Here is a 15,723-nt window from a genome sequence, read left to right on the forward strand (position 1 = left end):
ATTCATGATTCTGCTGATGAAAAAACCATCAGCAGAATTTTTTTGGGATTAAAAGGAAAAGTAAAATGAATATCGAATCATTATTCTTAGGAAAAATCAGTTACGATGCTGATTTTTCCAAAATGTGACCGCTGATCAAAGGTTTGATAGGCTGCATTCAACGCATCAAGTTGACGTGGTACACGCTCTTCGATGACGAGGTCAATGACTCCATCCGCGATGAGTTGTGCGACTTCCGCCAGATGCTGCTGTTGACGTACCATTTCTTCCTGTTTGTTTTTCAATAAAGGAAGAGCAACGAAAACAGCTTCGAGCGTCAATGCTTTACTGTGCATCGGTGTCAAATCCTGTGTCGTCCGGGTGGCGATTGAAATAATTTTCCCGCGTTCCTTCGCAAGGATGAACGACTCCTGCAAATGACCTCCGCCGACGGTATCAACGATGACATCGAATCCATCATGACCAAGACGCGCTAATAATTGTTCGGCTGACTCATCCCGATACCGGTGCGGGCGAATACCGTGTTCTTCTAACCACGTTGCCTTCTCATCACTTGAAGCACTCGCTGTCACGTCACATCCATAATGTTTAGCCAATTGTCCGACAAGATGGCCGACCCCACCCGTTCCACCTGCTACATATAATCGCATACCGGATTGAACGGCTGCCCGTTCCTTCAGCACTTCCATCGCTGTCAGACTGATAACCGGCAGGCAACCTGCTGCAGCAATATCTAGATTCTCCGGTCTGAGTACAGCCATCTGTTCAGGAACCAGCATTTCCTCCGCTAGTGCGCCGGACCGGTTGCCGAGTCCACCGCCAAATGCGATGACGTGATCGCCGACGGAAAAAGACGTCACACTCTCTCCGATTTCAATGATTTTCCCCGTAACATCGCCCTGGAGAATTCCAGTTGACGGAGCTGCTGCCACATGACCAAAAAACATTTTTGTGTCCAGTGGATTTAGGCTCGTACCCTCCACTTTAATCTTTAAATCGTAGTTCCCCGTTTGATTAAGTGTGACGTCTCTTTCTGTTAGTGCAGCGTCTTTTCCGTACTGTTCGACGACATAAGCTTTCATAAAAAATCCCCCTTTTTTCAAATCAGTTTATCCTGTTTCAGAATACTCTAACATTCGTACTTCATGCTATGATGAAGCTACCTTAACTCAGAAAGGACGTTTTTTCTTTGAAACATGATTTGATTCGTCGTTTGACTACATATGCGAAAATCGATACACAGTCTGACTACGCAAGTACGACCGTTCCGACAACAGACGGACAATGGACGCTCGCTCGTCTGCTTGTTGACGAACTGAAGGAAATTGGCATGAGTGATGTGACCGTTGATGCAAACGGATATGTCATGGCGACCCTTCCTGCCAATACCGATGCGGATATTCCGACAATCGGATTTTTAGCCCACTTGGATACGGCAACTGATTTCACGGGAACAAACGTCAATCCGCAAATCGTCGAAGCTTATGATGGAGAAGACTTGGTCCTCAATGCGACACTTCCTGTCATCCTGTCACCAAAGGATTTCCCAGCACTTAAAAACTACGTCGGACATACGTTGATGACAACAGATGGTACGACATTACTCGGTGCAGATAATAAGGCCGGCATCGCTGAAATCATGACAGCGATGCATCACCTTATCACCCATCCGGAAATCAAACACGGCCGGATTCGTGTCGCCTTCACACCGGATGAAGAAATCGGGCGCGGCCCGCATCATTTTGACGTCGCTGCTTTTGATGCAAAATTCGCCTATACGGTCGATGGAGGTCCGCTCGGTGAACTCGAGTATGAGAGTTTTAATGCCGCTGCTGCCGAAATCATTTTCCATGGCACGAACGTCCACCCGGGTACGGCAAAAGATAAGATGGTCAATTCGCAAAAACACGCGATGGCTTTCCAGAACCGGTTGCCGGGCGACGAAGCCCCTGAATTCACGGATGGATTCGAAGGATTCTACCACTTGATTTCGTTTGAAGGTTCGGTCGAAAAAACGACGGTCCAGTACATCATCCGTGATTTTGACCGTTCTAAATTCGAAGCCCGGAAACACTTCCTGACAGCTTTGGTCGAAGAATGGAACAAGAAATACGGGGCAGGCAGTGTCGAAATCAAACTAAATGATCAATACTACAACATGCGTGAAAAAATCGAACCACACATGGAAATCGTTGATATCGCCCATGCGGCGATGGAATCACGTGGTGTCACACCAATCATCAAACCAATTCGTGGCGGGACGGACGGTTCGCAACTGTCGTACATGGGACTCCCGACACCGAATATCTTCACCGGTGGCGAAAATTACCACGGAAAGTTTGAGTTCATCTCTGTTGATAATATGGTGAAGGCAACGGAAGTCGTTGTGGCAATTGCTGAACGATTCGCTCAGTCAGCTAAATAAGACGGTATAACGAAAGCAGATTCTCGACATGAGAATCTGCTTTTTTTCATGGTCTATATGGTTTCTCTAGACGATAGATACGCGTTCTGAAACCAAATGGATTTACTTTTCTTCTGTTGTTGTTTGCTGATCCGGAATCGGTAGTTGAACCATGCTGCCGGATCCGCTGACGAGTGGTGATTTTCCATCCCACTTCTTGACGGCTTCGTACTGAATCATCTCTTCCGTCAACGTTTTTTGTAGTTCTTTTTGCGCTTTCGCGAGACCCTGCGCTTCAATGAGTCGGGCATCCGCTGCTCCCTTTGCTTCTACGCGCAATCGTTCTGCTTCTGCTTTCGCAATCGCAAGATCTGTCTTCTTTTTATCCAGCTCTTGTGACGCTTTGACACGCGCATCAATCGCTTCCTGGGTTTTCGCATCCGGTTTCGGTGCTCCAAGTGCCACGTCTTCGATGATGAAACCAATCTTTTTCACATCTTCGGCAAACTGTGTCTGAATACTCGTCGAGACATTTCCAGACTGTTCCCCGAATAACTCAAGGACGGTGACTTTCGAAATCTGTTCACGGGACGCATCATAAAGGCGTTGTTTTAAGTAACCGGCTGCAATCTCATCAATTTCAATCGGACCAAACTTATTAAAGACTTCCGTCACCTGATCCGGTGAAACCGAAAAACTGTACGTAAAGTCGACGACGATGTTTTTCCCGTCCTTTGTTGCGAGTGTCATGTTGTCGAGCGATTTCGTCTGTGTCCGGATCGGATATTCAGTGACACGTGTGATCGGCGAAACGATATGCCAGCCTTGCGACAGGGTCTCGTCCTGGACACCGCTTGACGGTTTATAGACGACCCCGACCTGTCCGGGTTCAATTTGTTCGACGATGAATGGTGTCATCGCAAGCAGGGCGACGACGATCACACCTGCGATGATCATCGACGGCCTGATACGTTTTTTCGGTTTGATTTCTCTCATTTTGAGTCTCCTTTATCAATTTTATCTTGGATATACTTATACAGTTCAATGGCCAGCAAGACGATCAGTGCAAAAAATAACAACGTAAAAAGTGTTGCCACGCCGTCCTCCTCCTTCATGAATGTTGTACCTACTCTTACGCTTCAGATTGGAAAATGTTTCATTTTGTTTAAAACCACGGTTGCTAAATTTTGCAATCCGGTCTAAGATGTAAAGAACTTTGTCCTTGAAACGAGACGTATCATTTTGTGGTACACTCGTAACAGCACATCACACACTAGAAACGAGGGTTCATCTCTATATGATTACAGTACAAAACGTCGGTCTCCGCTTTGCGGACCGTAAATTATTCGAAGACGTCAACATCAAGTTCACACCGGGCAACTGCTACGGTCTCATCGGTGCAAACGGTGCCGGTAAATCAACATTCCTTAAAATTCTTGCCGGTGATATCGAAGCCCAGCAAGGAGACGTCATCATCACGCCGGGCGAACGCCTTGGTGTCCTTCGCCAGAACCACTATGAATATGAAGAATTCCAAGTCATCGAAACGGTCATGATGGGGCATAAGCGCCTTTATGAAGTCATGAAAGAAAAAGATGCTATCTATATGAAAGAAAACTTCTCGGACGAAGACGGCATGCGTGCTGCCGAGCTCGAAGGTGAGTTCGCAGAAATGAACGGATGGGAAGCAGAGTCGGAAGCGGCAATGCTTTTACAAGGTCTTGGTATTAAAGAAAACCTGCATACGAAAACAATGGCTGAATTAACAGGCGGAGAGAAAGTTAAAGTATTGCTTGCCCAAGCCTTGTTCGGTAAACCAGACATTCTGTTGCTCGATGAGCCTACCAATGGTCTTGATCTGAAAGCCGTTAAATGGCTTGAAGAGTTCTTGATCGGGTTTGAAAATACGGTCATCGTCATTTCCCACGACCGTCACTTCCTCAACAACGTGTGTACGCATATGGCCGATCTCGATTACGGGAAAATCCAACTGTATATCGGAAACTATGATTTCTGGTATGAGTCAAGTCAGCTCGCTTCACGTATGGCAGGCGATCAAAACAAGAAAAAAGAAGAAAAAATCAAAGAACTTCAAGCCTTCATCGCCCGTTTCAGCTCGAACGCTTCCAAAGCGAAACAGGCGACATCACGGAAAAAGTTGCTTGATAAAATTACACTCGACGACATCCGTCCGTCGTCACGCCGTTATCCGTTCGTCGGCTTCACACCGGAACGTGAAATCGGAAACGATCTGTTGATCGTCGACGGCATTTCGAAAACAATCGATGGTGTCAAAGTCCTTGATAATGTCCGTTTCTCGTTAAACAAAACGGATAAAGCCGTCTTTATCAGCCAAAATGACATCGCGATCACGACACTCTTCAAAATTCTGATGGGTGAGATGGAAGCGGACAGCGGAACATTCAAATGGGGCGTCACGACGTCACAATCTTATCTGCCAAAAGATAACTCCGCTTTCTTCGAAGGTTCGGACAAAACGATTCTCGATTGGTTGCGCCAGTATTCGCCGGCTGACGAGAGCGATACGTTCCTCCGTGGTTTCCTCGGCCGGATGCTCTTCTCCGGTGAAGAAGTCATGAAAAAAGCGTCTGTCTTATCCGGGGGAGAAAAAGTCCGTTGCATGTTATCAAAAGCGATGCTCAGCGGCTCAAACGTTCTTGTCCTCGACGATCCGACGAACCACTTGGATCTCGAATCGATCACGGCACTCAACGATGGTTTGATCGCTTACAAAGGCGCGATGCTCTTCAGTTCGCATGACCATCAGTTCGTTGAAACGATTGCAAACCGGATCATCGAATTGACACCAAACGGTATCGTCGATAAAGAAACAACATACGATGAATACCTCAACAACGAGTCTGTTCAACAACAATTGTCTACGTTGTACGCAACAAACTAATGCAGTCTACAAGAGACCTGTCCTAACGGATTGGGTCTCTTTTTTGTACACTAAACGTATGAATCGGAACAGAGGAGGAAATCATGTGCGTCACCGTGCCTGCGCAGCTTTGATTAAGAACAATCAGATTTTGATGGTCCGTCTTGAGACAAACGATCGAAGTTTCTGGACATTACCCGGAGGGGGGCTCGAGGAAAATGAAACCTTCGAACAAGCGGTCATTCGGGAGGTGCAAGAGGAAGTGAATCTCGCCATCCGCATCATCAAACCTCTTTACTCAGAAACTCACGCAAACGGACAAGAGATCTGCTTTTTAGTCAGACAGATTGATTCACGCGAACCGATTTTAGGATATGATCCAGAACGTTTAGAGGGAAATCAAGTTCTGACCGGAGTGAGATGGACGCCACTTTCGGAGATGACCGCCGATCGACAAGTCGCAAAAATTTAACGGCTTTGGGATATGACATACTCTTTTTGTAAAACCAAACGAAAGGCATCTGCTCCAGTCGAGTAGATGCCATTATTGATCATGTACGCAGTTGACTTGCCTCTTCTTCCACACGTCGGAGCAATTCCTGCACGATTTTTTCTGTTTCCCGTTCGCCGCCAAGCGAAAGCAGGCTTCGTCCGACGAAATTCGCCCCTTCGTTTTTCCCCGTATAAATCAGCTGACAACTTGTTTCGTCAAGCCGCTTTAACGTAAACGTCATTTCGAGTTTAAAGATTTTGGCAAGCGTAAAACCAATCGTATTTTGTTTGAAATCCGGTTGATTTGTATAGGCAAGATCCGTCACGATATATGTCTCGAGGCGATTCCCTTGCATATACGTTTGCCGGTATGTCGAACCGACGACACCCGGTTTCCGTTCGATCACCTCGTGCTGGACGACACCTGGAATCAGGCGTTGTAACCGATCGTGATCAAAGATATGCCAGGCTTCCTCGATTGGAACATCCAGTCGCTTTTCTTCATGCCACGTTACCACCCGAACACCTCCCTTTACTGAAAAATACCCTGATGCGTGCAGTTCTAACTTCAGACTGCACACATGCAGGGTATTTGGCCTATTTTAATCGGTCCGTGATGATTATTTTACGGTCTGACGTTCGAGGGCCGCACCAAGGAACTTCGCCAGTTCGAGCATTCCGAACTTACCGGCGGCCGCTTCCGCATCCGAGTTGTAGTTCGTATTCGTGTTGACGTCATACGTATAAATCGTTCCATCCGCATCCTTGATGAACTCGATGCCGGCGACGGCAATCTGATTCGCTTGCAGGAATGCTTCGTACTTTTGAATGATTGGATCATCAAATCCGTCAACGACTTTAAATTTCATCGGTGTTTGCGGTGCTTCTTCCCCGACCGGGCAGAATAAGTCATCGATCACACACGCATCCGCCGGGCACAGTTCAAAGCCTTCTGATGTATCAACTTGGACAGCGTAAACGAATTTTCCACCGACGAATTCACAGCGTGTAATATACGGTTCCGGTGCCTGGATATACTCTTGGATCAACGTGATTCCGTCGACCGGCTCATCAAACGTCGGACCGTCAAGATACGTCTCGAGTGCTTCAATCGAGTGGAACAACTGGACGCCGAGCCCTTTTCCGGCACGGTTGTGTTTTGTGATGAACGAAGATACGCCGATATTTTTCGCCGCTTCAACAATCTGATCACGTCCGACGGCAGCCGTCGTTTTCGGAACCCGGATACCGGCTTTTCGAAGAGCCGTATACTGATTGATTTTACTGACTTCCAGTCGCAACGCACGTGTTCCGTTGAAGACCGTCCGGTCGTGTTCCTCGAGCCACGCGAGCACCCCTTCCGTCAGTTCCGGCGCGTAGCGGTGCCCGCGCGTATGCGAAGACGCACTCATCCGGCTGTAGAAGACGCCTTCCGGCGGGATTTCATCAAGCGGTACCTGTCCTTCATCGAGATGCCACTGTTCGTACGGCAGTTCCAGTTCCTCCAGTCGTTTGATCAGATGATCCGTCCATTCCTGATTTTCGTGTAAGATATGAATTTTTGTCATTTGATTTGACCTACCTTTCGTTTTTCTTCGACGAGCGGCATGACGTCGCGCGCGAAGCGTTCCATTTCTTCCAGTTGCGGTGAGAATTGAAGGAGCAACAGAGTAACGCCGACGTCTTCAAAGGCAAGAATCCGCTCGGCAATCTGTTCCGGTGTCCCAATTAAATCAGGACGGAGTCCGCGGTTCGAGACCGAATAGTCATTCCGTTTTACCTGTTGTTCGAGTTGCGATTTACTGACGAAGTCATCATACCCGGCGTACCCGGCACTGTCTTCCTTCACATCCGTAATCCGTTGCCACTCGCGCACCGCCTCTTCTTCCGTATCGCGGCAGATGATATAAGCTGCCAGTCCAAAACTTTCAAGCGGCGGTTGCCCTGTCGCTTGTCGGCGCGCCTTCATATCCTCAATCTTAACGGACACTTCTTCCACTGTTCCGCCGTGCATGACATAGGCATCACAGTGGTTGACGATGGTTTGCTTGCCGGCTTCACTTTCTCCACCTGCATACAATTTGATGCCCGGGCGTTGCGCCGGTTTTGGATGTAGTTGTGTCTTCTCGAGCGTATAGTAGTTACCGTCAAAGCTGTACGGGGAAGCATCTGCCCATAACCCTTTCATGATCGTGACAAACTCTTCCGTTCGGGCGTAACGTTCGTCGTGAGCCGTGAAGATCCCGTTGTACTGCCGGGCTTCTTCTTCCCACCAGGCGGAGACGACGTTCAGCGTAAAGCGCCCGTTGCTGAGTTGATCGATGTTTGCTGCCATCTTCGCGGTCGTCGCCGGATTATGGAATCCCGGACGGACGGCTGTCATGATTTCGAGACGCTCCGTCGTTGCGGCAATCGCCGCTGCTGTCGTCCAGGCTTCGAGACTTGGTGCTTCAAGCCCTTTGATGTCATTTAAGTTTAATTCCGCAATCAGTGTCGTCGAAAACCCGATTCGTTCTGCCGTTTGCGCGACCTGTTTCGCATAGTCGAACGTCGCCGGCATCTGTTCGTCTTCAACATTTCGTAACCATCCGCCAAAAATCGGTAACCAAAATCCATACTCCATCCGTTATGTCCCCCTTATAAAAAAATCGCTCTTCTCGAAAATCGAAAAGAGCGACGGATTGATCATGTCTGCTCTTATCTTCAAAGGAAAAATTCCTTTTAGGAAGTAGCACCTTCCGCTACGCGCGGGGTTGCTGAAGTGTCTTCGGGCCGTTCCCTCGACTTCTCTTGATAAGAATTATTGGAATTATCGTACACTTTTTAGCAGAGTAAAGCAACCATTAAACCTTGTTTTCCAATCGGAATTAAAAAAGGACGAGAGCTTGGCTCCCATCCTCTTCTCAAATTAATATGGTGCTACAAACGTTGATTGTTCACCAGGTGCTTCTTCTCCGCGGATCCGGTCGTAGAATTTCGCAAGCGTGACGCTGAAATAAGGTCCGACCCATAAGAAGGCGATTCCGATTGTAATTAAACCAAGCAGGAACCAGCCGATGAATGAAAGAACAAGCATGAAGGCTTCCATCTTATGTCCATCCATCATTTGTCGCGAACGTGTAATGGCGTCCAAAATACCGATTGACGGCTCATCGCGTAAAATGTAGAACGTCAAGAGGTATGAAAATGACTTGATGATTCCCGGGATGATCAGTAGTAAGAACCATAAACCAAGAAAAATACTTTGAACAATCGAAAGACCGACTGCTTTTAAGAAGATTTTGTACGGCTCAAACAAATCAACGATTTTCGCCTGTTCTTTCCGGGCGACAGACATCGCAAGCCATGTCCAGCCAATTGCTAGGGGTAGCAAAAGAATATTCAGTAAGAAACCGATCAAATCAATGGCTTGGATATCTTCATTCGCATCAGAAGAAAACATCGTTGGAATACCTTGAATGATGAGAAACAGTAAAAACATAAGTGCCATGAAGACCCAGCGACCACTGAGCGCTTCACGGGCGGATAATTTTAATTCTTTAATCATGAAGATCCTCCTCAAAATAAGTTCTATCTCTATTTACGGCTAATTAGGAGAGGAGTTTCATCTTTTTTCAGGATTTTCCTGTTTTCAACTGATTTAAGCGGGCTTTTTCAAGTTGGCGCTGGCATGCCGTATACAAAGAACGCCGCCCATCCAGCCGTTCCATCGCAAAGGGGATGTCATGTTTTTTCGCCTGGGCGATGACGTGTGCAGAAGCCGCATGAGATACCCGGCTTGTGACGACGACGATGGCATCGGTCTTTTTGGCAAGACCGGCGATTTTCTTCGCAGATTGAGCATCACCCGACAGATGAATCAGTTCGATTCCAGTTTTTTCGAAAAACGTCCGGTAGACCGGAGCTTGCTGTTCATTTCCGACGATGACGAGCCGCATGCCTTCGAACGATGCAAAATCGAGTGGTTCCTTATCAACGAAGTCAATCGGTTGTCCCGGTAGCGACGTCGTCACAAGCGGTGTCAACGGTTCGGATTTCTTTTCACGAATTCGGCGTGTCTTCCGTTCCTGTTTGACTTTCGACTTGCGTTTCATTTGTTTCAGATAGCGTTCCGATTTTTTGACGGCTGATCCGTGAGTCGGTTCAACTGACGAAGGTCCTGATGTGGTTGGACTGTTCGACGTTTCTAACAGTTGTACCGTCGGTTCTTCATATTGGAACGGATACTTCCAAGCAATCGTCAGTGTTTCCGGACGACCTTTCCACATGACGAGATCGACGAGCTGTCCTTCTTTCAGATGGAAGAATCGCATGTCTTCAACCGGTGTGGCGTAATAAAAGGACTTACCCGTCTCATCCTTTAATGGTCCTTCGACCGTCGATTCAATGATGCCATGATTTTTAACGATACATTTTTCAAAAACGATTCGTTCAGACAGTGGCTTCATCCGGTCAGTCGCGACAACAGCCATCACTTCAAGTGTCGTCCGGCGGGAGTCCTGATGTACGACTTGGACACGGATTTCCATTCCATGTTCAAGGTTCCATTGCCGGATTTCTGTTTCCGAGATATGACTGTTCGGCCATTCCCGTAAAGAACCACCTTTTAATTCCCGCACAAACGTATAGGCGTAACGTTGTTCGATGACAGGATTGATCTGTGCAGGAGGAATGACAGATTGTTCGAATGTGACCTCTTCTTCTGGTTCGCTCCACGCGATGTCCGGTTTTGCGGAGGGTGTATAGTAACGCGACATCTGCACCCATTCATCGATTCCCCGGATTTCCTCGAGCAGTAAGTCCCATTCTTCCACCGTTTCGACTACTTTCATTTTACCGGCGACTAACGTCTTCGCCTGCTCTACGATTTGTTGCATCATCTTCGACAACCCCTTTGCTTTTTTTCCAATATAGCAAGGGGCTGTCGGTTAGGTTGCTCAAAAAAAGACCAGGTTATTTTTTGTATATGGTTAGGATTTTATTTCGATTGAAGGATCACCGAGCCGGTATTTTTCGACGGAGACAATCAGAATCGTGATGATGACAAGTAAAAACCAGGACGATAACTTCCCGAAGTCGACCAGTTCCCATCCATCCTGCTGATTCGGATACACCCATCCTTTAAAAAAGGTCACGATGTTTTCCGCCAGCCAGATGAACCAGGCAATCAACCCAAACGAGAGGGTGAGCGGCATTCGGTAGACCGTTTCATCCAGACGGAAATAGACCCAGGACTTATAAAAGACGAGAGCAACAAGTCCCATCAAAATCCAACGGAAATCAAACAACCAATGATGGGTAAAGAAATTGACGTATACAAGCAGACCGGTCGCTAGAGCAAACAGAGGCCGGGGAAACTGTGTGATACGGAGGTCAAACCGGCGGAAGGCCTGACAGATATAACTGGCGACGCTCGCGTACATGAAGCCGGCATAAAGCGGTACACCCAACACCTTGCTGAAGGCATCTTCCGGATAACTCCAGGATCCGAATTGGACTTTAAATAACTCCAGTCCGAGTCCAATCGCATGAAAAATTAAAATCAATTTAAACTCTTCTTTCGTTTCATAACGCGTGACGAGTAAGACGATTTGAACGACGAGGCACCAGATCAGGAGCAAATCGTAACGGGCAATCGGTTCCGCCGGTAGATAACGGGATGCAGCAAGTGCCAGGAAAATCGCGACCGGAAACACACAACAGATGGCCTCAAGGTATGTAAAACGGAAAAAATGACGGATTTTTTGCATGGACGGACCTCCTTTTCATTAGTATACGGATCAGAAGAACAGATTCCCTCCATCTCAAGATGGAAAATATCGGATTCGCTTTAGTTTCTTTCGTCAAACATGGTACAGTTAATGAATCAATTTTATTTTGAAACGAGGTGTCTCTCATCCATGAAGCAGACCATTCAAACGTCTTGGCTGTTCCGTTCCGTTCTGAAATGGGCATTATTCTTATTCGGTCTTTTTTTACTCGCTGTCGGTTCATCAATGATGATCACGGCACAACTCGGCGTCTCGACTTGGGACGTTCTTCACCTTGGTCTGCAAAATAAAACGCCGTTTTCCGTCGGGACGATTATTCTTCTCGTCGGCCTGTTGTTGGTGTTCGTCAAATACTTGCTCGACCAGATTACACCGCAGGTCGGCACACTCGTCAACGCGATTTTTGTCGGCGTATTCATGAATCTCGTTCTCGGTTCAGGCCTCCTGCCCTCTTTCTCCTCGCTTTGGCAGAATACACTATGGTTGATTGCCGGCATCTTCATCATCGGGATGGGCGCGGGACTGTACGTCGCTGTCGGCTACGGAGCCGGACCGCGGGACGGACTGACCCTGACGCTCGCCGAGCGATTTGGTACATCCATCCGGATGATGCGGACGTTCATGGAAATCACCGCTTGCGGGATCGGTTGGTTGCTCGGAGGACCCGTGTTCTTCGGAACGATTTTATCGATTTTCCTGATTGGTCCGTTCCTGCAGTTTTGGTTGGGACATTTCCGCCGGATGATTGCAGCGATTGATGCCGGTACGATTCCCCGTAAACAACAAAAAATCAGTTAAGTCGTCTGACTCGATACCATTTCATCTGAAATGGTATCTTTTTTGTGGATGAAGCATATTAGTTGCGGCATGAAAGCAGACACGTTATATTCGTTTACATATCAATCTTTGATACGTCAAGGATTTTTCGAACGAAGGGAAGGATGTGATGAACTTGAGTATTTCCTGTACTGAAAAAGGACGACTGATTTATGCGCTCGTCTCCGTCAATAAGACGATTGCTCAAAAATTCGATCTCTGTACGGACGGCTTCAGCCAAACCCGGATGGACTTATTAGCACAACTCGAGGTTGACACGACCATCAGTCAAAAAGAGTTGCAACAACGCGTCAACGTTGATAATGCAGCCGTGACACGACATTTAAAACACCTGGAAACGAAGGGTATGATTGAACGTGTCCGTTCCGCAACCGATAACCGTGTCATTCTCGTTTCGTTGACGGCAGAAGGCGCCACACGAATCACCCGGTTACGTCAGCAAAAAGATGAATTCCTCGAACAACTGCTTGAAGGATTCACGGCAGACGAACAGCACCAGCTGACACAAATGATTCAACGGATAGAAACAAATGCCCTTACCTTACCTAAAACAACTGTTACTTAAAAAGGAGACTTTCAAATGACTACACAAACTGCAACTGATTTTATGGAGATCGTTAAAGGACGCCGCTCGATCCGCAACTACGACACAAACGTCAAAATCTCAAAAGAAGAAATGACACAAATTCTTGAAGAAGCGACGCTTGCTCCGTCTTCTGTCAACATGCAACCGTGGCGTTTCCTCGTCATCGACAGCGAAGAAGGAAAAGCAACACTCGCCCCGCTCGCTAAATTCAACCAGGTGCAAGTCGAGACATCATCTGCTGTCATCGCTGTCTTTGGTGACATGAAAGCAATCGATCAACTTGAAAACATCTATGATACAGCCGTTGAAAAAGGACTGATGCCGCAAGAAGTCCGCGATCGTCAAGTACCTGCCATTCAAGGAATGTATGAAAATGTACCGGCCAGTGCACTGAAAGACAGCATTTTGATCGACTCAGGTCTCGTCTCGATGCAATTGATGCTCGTTGCTCGTGCACACGGTTACGATACAAATCCGATTGGCGGTTATGAAAAAGACCAAATCGCTGAAGCGTTCGGCATGGAAAAAGATCGTTACGTACCGGTTATGCTTCTTTCAATCGGGAAAGCCGTCGACGCTGGTTATCCGTCAGTTCGTCTGCCGATCAACGATATCGCAGACTGGAAATAAGCAGTACCCGTATCCATCCAAAAAATAGAGAACAAAGAAAAGGGAGATTATTACTATGACAACTCAAACAACTACAGACTTTATGGAAATCGTTAAAGGACGCCGCTCGATCCGCAACTATGACACAAACGTTAAAATCTCAAAAGAAGAAATGACACAAATTCTTGAAGAAGCAACACTCGCTCCATCTTCTGTCAACATGCAACCGTGGCGTTTCCTCGTCATCGACAGTGCAGAAGGAAAAGCGACGCTTGCTCCACTCGCTAAATTCAACCAAGTGCAAGTCGAGACATCATCTGCTGTCATCGCTGTCTTCGGAGACATGAATGCTGTCGACAGCATCGAAACCATCTACGACATGGCTGTTGAAAAAGGATTAATGCCGCAAGAAGTCCGCGATCGCCAAGTACCTGCCATCAAAGGCTTCTACAGCCCGGAAGATACGGATACGCTTCGTGACAGCATCCTGATTGACTCAGGTCTCGTCTCGATGCAATTGATGCTCGTCGCCCGTGCACACGGTTACGATACAAACCCGATCGGCGGCTACGAAAAAGATCAAATCGCTGAAGCTTTCGGTATGGATAAAGACCGTTACCTTCCTGTCATGCTCCTTTCCATCGGAAAAGCAGTTGACGCCGGGTACCCATCTGTTCGTCTGCCGATCAACGACATCACAGACTGGAAATAATCGTTTGAAAGCTCCGGATTCCTACTTCAGGAATCCGGTTTTTTTGTATACTGACAAAAAGGAGCTGATCCAACGATGTATGATGTGACGATTATCGGTGCCGGTGTCGCCGGAATCTTTCTGGCACACGAACTGATGGCACAAGGTCAGACGGTCCTGTTGATTGACGCCGGAAAGTCGCTTGAACAACGGACAACAAAGGAAGCCTATCTCGGCTTTGGCGGGCTCGGAAAATCGGAAGGAAAATACAACTATTCTGCCGGATTCGGTGGTGAACTCGCTGAGAAGCTGGGAACAGAGACGACGCTTCGTCTGATGCAACAAGTGGACGATGTCCTTTGCCGTTACGGCGCGGACGAGGCCGGTACCTATTCGACCTCCAATCCAGAGCTAGCAGCTCAGGCGCGTGCTGCCGGTCTTGATACGATCGAAACGACGGTCCGTCATTTGGGAACCGGATTATCAGAACGTGTCTTACAGCGCTTCGAAGCCGCCCTTCAGAAGCAGGTCACCTTTCGTTACGAGACGCTCATTGAACGCATAGAAAAACAGCCACACGGATTTCAGCTGACAACGGCCCGCGAAACATTTTTAAGTCAGCGCGTCGTCTTCGCAACTGGACGTTCCGGTACGGACTGGATGCAGACACAACTGCGAATGCTTGGACTCACTCAAGACAAAACACGCCTTGATCTCGGGATTCGAATTGAGCTGGAGGAAACGGCCTTCCGAACGCTGTTACAAGACACGTTTGAAACGAAGCTCGCCTATACCTCAACCGCCGGAACGGCAGTCACGTACTGCATGAATCCAAAAGGACGAATCATCCGCAAGCATCAGGAAGGTCTTGTGATGCCGGACGGTCAGAATTTCCGGGAACAGGCGTCCGGAACGACCAACTTGAACTTTACGCTGTTTTTACCCCGTTATTTTGCAACACTTGCCGAAGCAAATCATTATGCCGCTTCCGTCATCGGACGGATCAATCAGGGAACAGACCGGATTGTCGTGCAACGACTGGGGGATTTGCGTGCTGCCCGTCCGACTTCCCCGACTGATCTTGCCGAAAACAACATCAGACCGACTTTGGAAGCGGCTGCCGGTCACCTGATGGAGGAAGTACCGGAAACCGACATGACCGTTCTGTTGGAATTCCTGAATCGACTCGAGCGGCTTCTCGAAACACCGCTCTCTCCGGATACGCTGCTGTACGGGATGGACGGAAAATTTTATGCACCGGTGCTGTCGACGTCCCGGGTCTTCGAAACAGATCTCAAGGGGCTCTATGCAATCGGCGATTGCTCCGGTGTGACCCACTCCCTGTCGCAAGCGGCAGCGAGCGGACTTTATCTCGGACAACACCTGACAAAAAAACAGCCGTCTTAAGAGAATAAGATCTCTTAAAACGGC

General features: G+C 47.8%; 16 protein-coding genes and 1 riboswitch. Of the genes, 8 read left to right on the plus strand and 8 right to left on the minus strand.

What is annotated here, in order from left to right; translation table 11 throughout:
* Positions 1 to 86: 86 nt before the first annotated feature.
* Positions 87 to 1,082 (minus strand): zinc-binding dehydrogenase, encoded by a 996-nt coding sequence (locus KNP91_RS10890; protein WP_214767250.1) that lies wholly within the window; start codon positions 1,080 to 1,082, stop codon positions 87 to 89.
* A gap of 107 nt (positions 1,083 to 1,189) precedes the next feature.
* Here KNP91_RS10890 and pepT point away from each other — a divergent pair, with 107 nt between their 5' ends.
* A complete protein-coding gene (gene pepT, locus KNP91_RS10895; protein ID WP_012371818.1) occupies positions 1,190 to 2,425 on the plus strand; it encodes a peptidase T in 1,236 nt (411 codons plus the stop codon).
* Positions 2,426 to 2,527: 102 nt separating this feature from the next.
* On the opposite strand, the gene KNP91_RS10900 is transcribed toward pepT, so the two are convergent.
* Positions 2,528 to 3,400 carry a prohibitin family protein gene (locus KNP91_RS10900; protein WP_012371819.1) on the minus strand — a complete coding sequence of 291 codons (873 nt, stop codon included), beginning with the start codon at positions 3,398 to 3,400 and terminating at the stop codon, positions 2,528 to 2,530.
* 301 nt (positions 3,401 to 3,701) lie between these two features.
* Between KNP91_RS10900 and KNP91_RS10905 the strand changes: the two genes are divergently transcribed.
* Positions 3,702 to 5,327, plus strand: a complete 1,626-nt coding sequence (locus tag KNP91_RS10905) for an ABC-F family ATP-binding cassette domain-containing protein (RefSeq protein ID WP_012371821.1) — start codon at positions 3,702 to 3,704, stop codon at positions 5,325 to 5,327.
* Between the two features lie 85 nt (positions 5,328 to 5,412).
* Entirely contained in the window at positions 5,413 to 5,778 is a 366-nt protein-coding gene (locus KNP91_RS10910; RefSeq protein WP_214767252.1) for an NUDIX domain-containing protein, read from the plus strand.
* A gap of 79 nt (positions 5,779 to 5,857) precedes the next feature.
* Here the strand turns inward: KNP91_RS10910 and KNP91_RS10915 are convergent, their stop codons facing one another.
* The 6 genes from KNP91_RS10915 to KNP91_RS10940 form a co-directional block, all read right to left on the minus strand.
* The gene (locus KNP91_RS10915; protein WP_214767254.1) at positions 5,858 to 6,316 is read right to left on the minus strand and encodes an SRPBCC family protein; all 459 of its coding nucleotides are present in this window, start codon (positions 6,314 to 6,316) and stop codon (positions 5,858 to 5,860) included.
* Positions 6,317 to 6,418: 102 nt separating this feature from the next.
* Positions 6,419 to 7,366, minus strand: coding sequence for an ATP-grasp domain-containing protein (locus KNP91_RS10920; RefSeq protein ID WP_214850072.1), 948 nt, complete (start codon positions 7,364 to 7,366; stop codon positions 6,419 to 6,421).
* Positions 7,363 to 8,421, minus strand: a complete 1,059-nt coding sequence (locus tag KNP91_RS10925; RefSeq protein WP_214850076.1) for an LLM class flavin-dependent oxidoreductase — start codon at positions 8,419 to 8,421, stop codon at positions 7,363 to 7,365. Before KNP91_RS10925 ends, KNP91_RS10920 begins: the two co-directional genes overlap by 4 nt.
* A gap of 71 nt (positions 8,422 to 8,492) precedes the next feature.
* Positions 8,493 to 8,598, minus strand: a riboswitch (SAM riboswitch).
* A 108-nt stretch (positions 8,599 to 8,706) separates the two neighbouring features.
* A complete protein-coding gene (locus tag KNP91_RS10930) occupies positions 8,707 to 9,345 on the minus strand; it encodes a DUF975 family protein (protein ID WP_214850078.1) in 639 nt (212 codons plus the stop codon).
* Between the two features lie 67 nt (positions 9,346 to 9,412).
* A complete protein-coding gene (locus KNP91_RS10935; protein ID WP_214850080.1) occupies positions 9,413 to 10,678 on the minus strand; it encodes a DUF2325 domain-containing protein in 1,266 nt (421 codons plus the stop codon).
* Positions 10,679 to 10,768: 90 nt separating this feature from the next.
* Positions 10,769 to 11,548, minus strand: coding sequence for a DUF817 domain-containing protein (locus tag KNP91_RS10940; protein ID WP_214767264.1), 780 nt, complete (start codon positions 11,546 to 11,548; stop codon positions 10,769 to 10,771).
* Between the two features lie 150 nt (positions 11,549 to 11,698).
* On the opposite strand from KNP91_RS10940, the gene KNP91_RS10945 reads away from it, so the two are divergent.
* The 5 genes from KNP91_RS10945 to KNP91_RS10965 all read left to right on the plus strand — a co-directional run bounded on the left by KNP91_RS10945 (position 11,699) and on the right by KNP91_RS10965 (position 15,699).
* Entirely contained in the window at positions 11,699 to 12,367 is a 669-nt protein-coding gene (locus tag KNP91_RS10945; RefSeq protein WP_214767266.1) for a YczE/YyaS/YitT family protein, read from the plus strand.
* Between the two features lie 148 nt (positions 12,368 to 12,515).
* Positions 12,516 to 12,971: a MarR family winged helix-turn-helix transcriptional regulator gene (locus KNP91_RS10950; protein WP_012371830.1), complete on the plus strand. Its 456-nt coding sequence runs from the start codon at positions 12,516 to 12,518 to the stop codon at positions 12,969 to 12,971.
* Positions 12,972 to 12,986: 15 nt separating this feature from the next.
* Positions 12,987 to 13,622, plus strand: a complete 636-nt coding sequence (locus KNP91_RS10955) for a nitroreductase family protein (protein ID WP_012371831.1) — start codon at positions 12,987 to 12,989, stop codon at positions 13,620 to 13,622.
* A 55-nt stretch (positions 13,623 to 13,677) separates the two neighbouring features.
* Positions 13,678 to 14,313, plus strand: a complete 636-nt coding sequence (locus tag KNP91_RS10960; protein ID WP_012371832.1) for a nitroreductase family protein — start codon at positions 13,678 to 13,680, stop codon at positions 14,311 to 14,313.
* A 75-nt stretch (positions 14,314 to 14,388) separates the two neighbouring features.
* Positions 14,389 to 15,699, plus strand: a complete 1,311-nt coding sequence (locus tag KNP91_RS10965; RefSeq protein ID WP_214850082.1) for an NAD(P)/FAD-dependent oxidoreductase — start codon at positions 14,389 to 14,391, stop codon at positions 15,697 to 15,699.
* The last annotated feature ends 24 nt before the right edge of the window (positions 15,700 to 15,723 follow it).

The sequence above is a fragment of the Exiguobacterium sp. s138 genome (assembly GCF_018618775.1).
GTDB lineage: Bacteria > Bacillota > Bacilli > Exiguobacteriales > Exiguobacteriaceae > Exiguobacterium_A > Exiguobacterium_A artemiae.

What these genes read in the sequence shown, in the direction of transcription:
- KNP91_RS10890 (WP_214767250.1), bottom strand. Translation starts at nt 1,082, where the DNA reads ATGAAAGCTTATGTCGTCGAACAGTACGGAAAAGACGCTGCACTAACA.
- KNP91_RS10900 (WP_012371819.1), bottom strand. Translation starts at nt 3,400, where the DNA reads ATGAGAGAAATCAAACCGAAAAAACGTATCAGGCCGTCGATGATCATC.
- KNP91_RS10905 (WP_012371821.1), top strand. Translation starts at nt 3,702, where the DNA reads ATGATTACAGTACAAAACGTCGGTCTCCGCTTTGCGGACCGTAAATTA.
- KNP91_RS10920 (WP_214850072.1), bottom strand. Translation starts at nt 7,366, where the DNA reads ATGACAAAAATTCATATCTTACACGAAAATCAGGAATGGACGGATCAT.
- KNP91_RS10925 (WP_214850076.1), bottom strand. Translation starts at nt 8,421, where the DNA reads ATGGAGTATGGATTTTGGTTACCGATTTTTGGCGGATGGTTACGAAAT.
- KNP91_RS10930 (WP_214850078.1), bottom strand. Translation starts at nt 9,345, where the DNA reads ATGATTAAAGAATTAAAATTATCCGCCCGTGAAGCGCTCAGTGGTCGC.
- KNP91_RS10935 (WP_214850080.1), bottom strand. Translation starts at nt 10,678, where the DNA reads ATGATGCAACAAATCGTAGAGCAGGCGAAGACGTTAGTCGCCGGTAAA.
- KNP91_RS10940 (WP_214767264.1), bottom strand. Translation starts at nt 11,548, where the DNA reads ATGCAAAAAATCCGTCATTTTTTCCGTTTTACATACCTTGAGGCCATC.
- KNP91_RS10945 (WP_214767266.1), top strand. Translation starts at nt 11,699, where the DNA reads ATGAAGCAGACCATTCAAACGTCTTGGCTGTTCCGTTCCGTTCTGAAA.
- KNP91_RS10950 (WP_012371830.1), top strand. Translation starts at nt 12,516, where the DNA reads ATGAACTTGAGTATTTCCTGTACTGAAAAAGGACGACTGATTTATGCG.
- KNP91_RS10955 (WP_012371831.1), top strand. Translation starts at nt 12,987, where the DNA reads ATGACTACACAAACTGCAACTGATTTTATGGAGATCGTTAAAGGACGC.
- KNP91_RS10960 (WP_012371832.1), top strand. Translation starts at nt 13,678, where the DNA reads ATGACAACTCAAACAACTACAGACTTTATGGAAATCGTTAAAGGACGC.
- KNP91_RS10965 (WP_214850082.1), top strand. Translation starts at nt 14,389, where the DNA reads ATGTATGATGTGACGATTATCGGTGCCGGTGTCGCCGGAATCTTTCTG.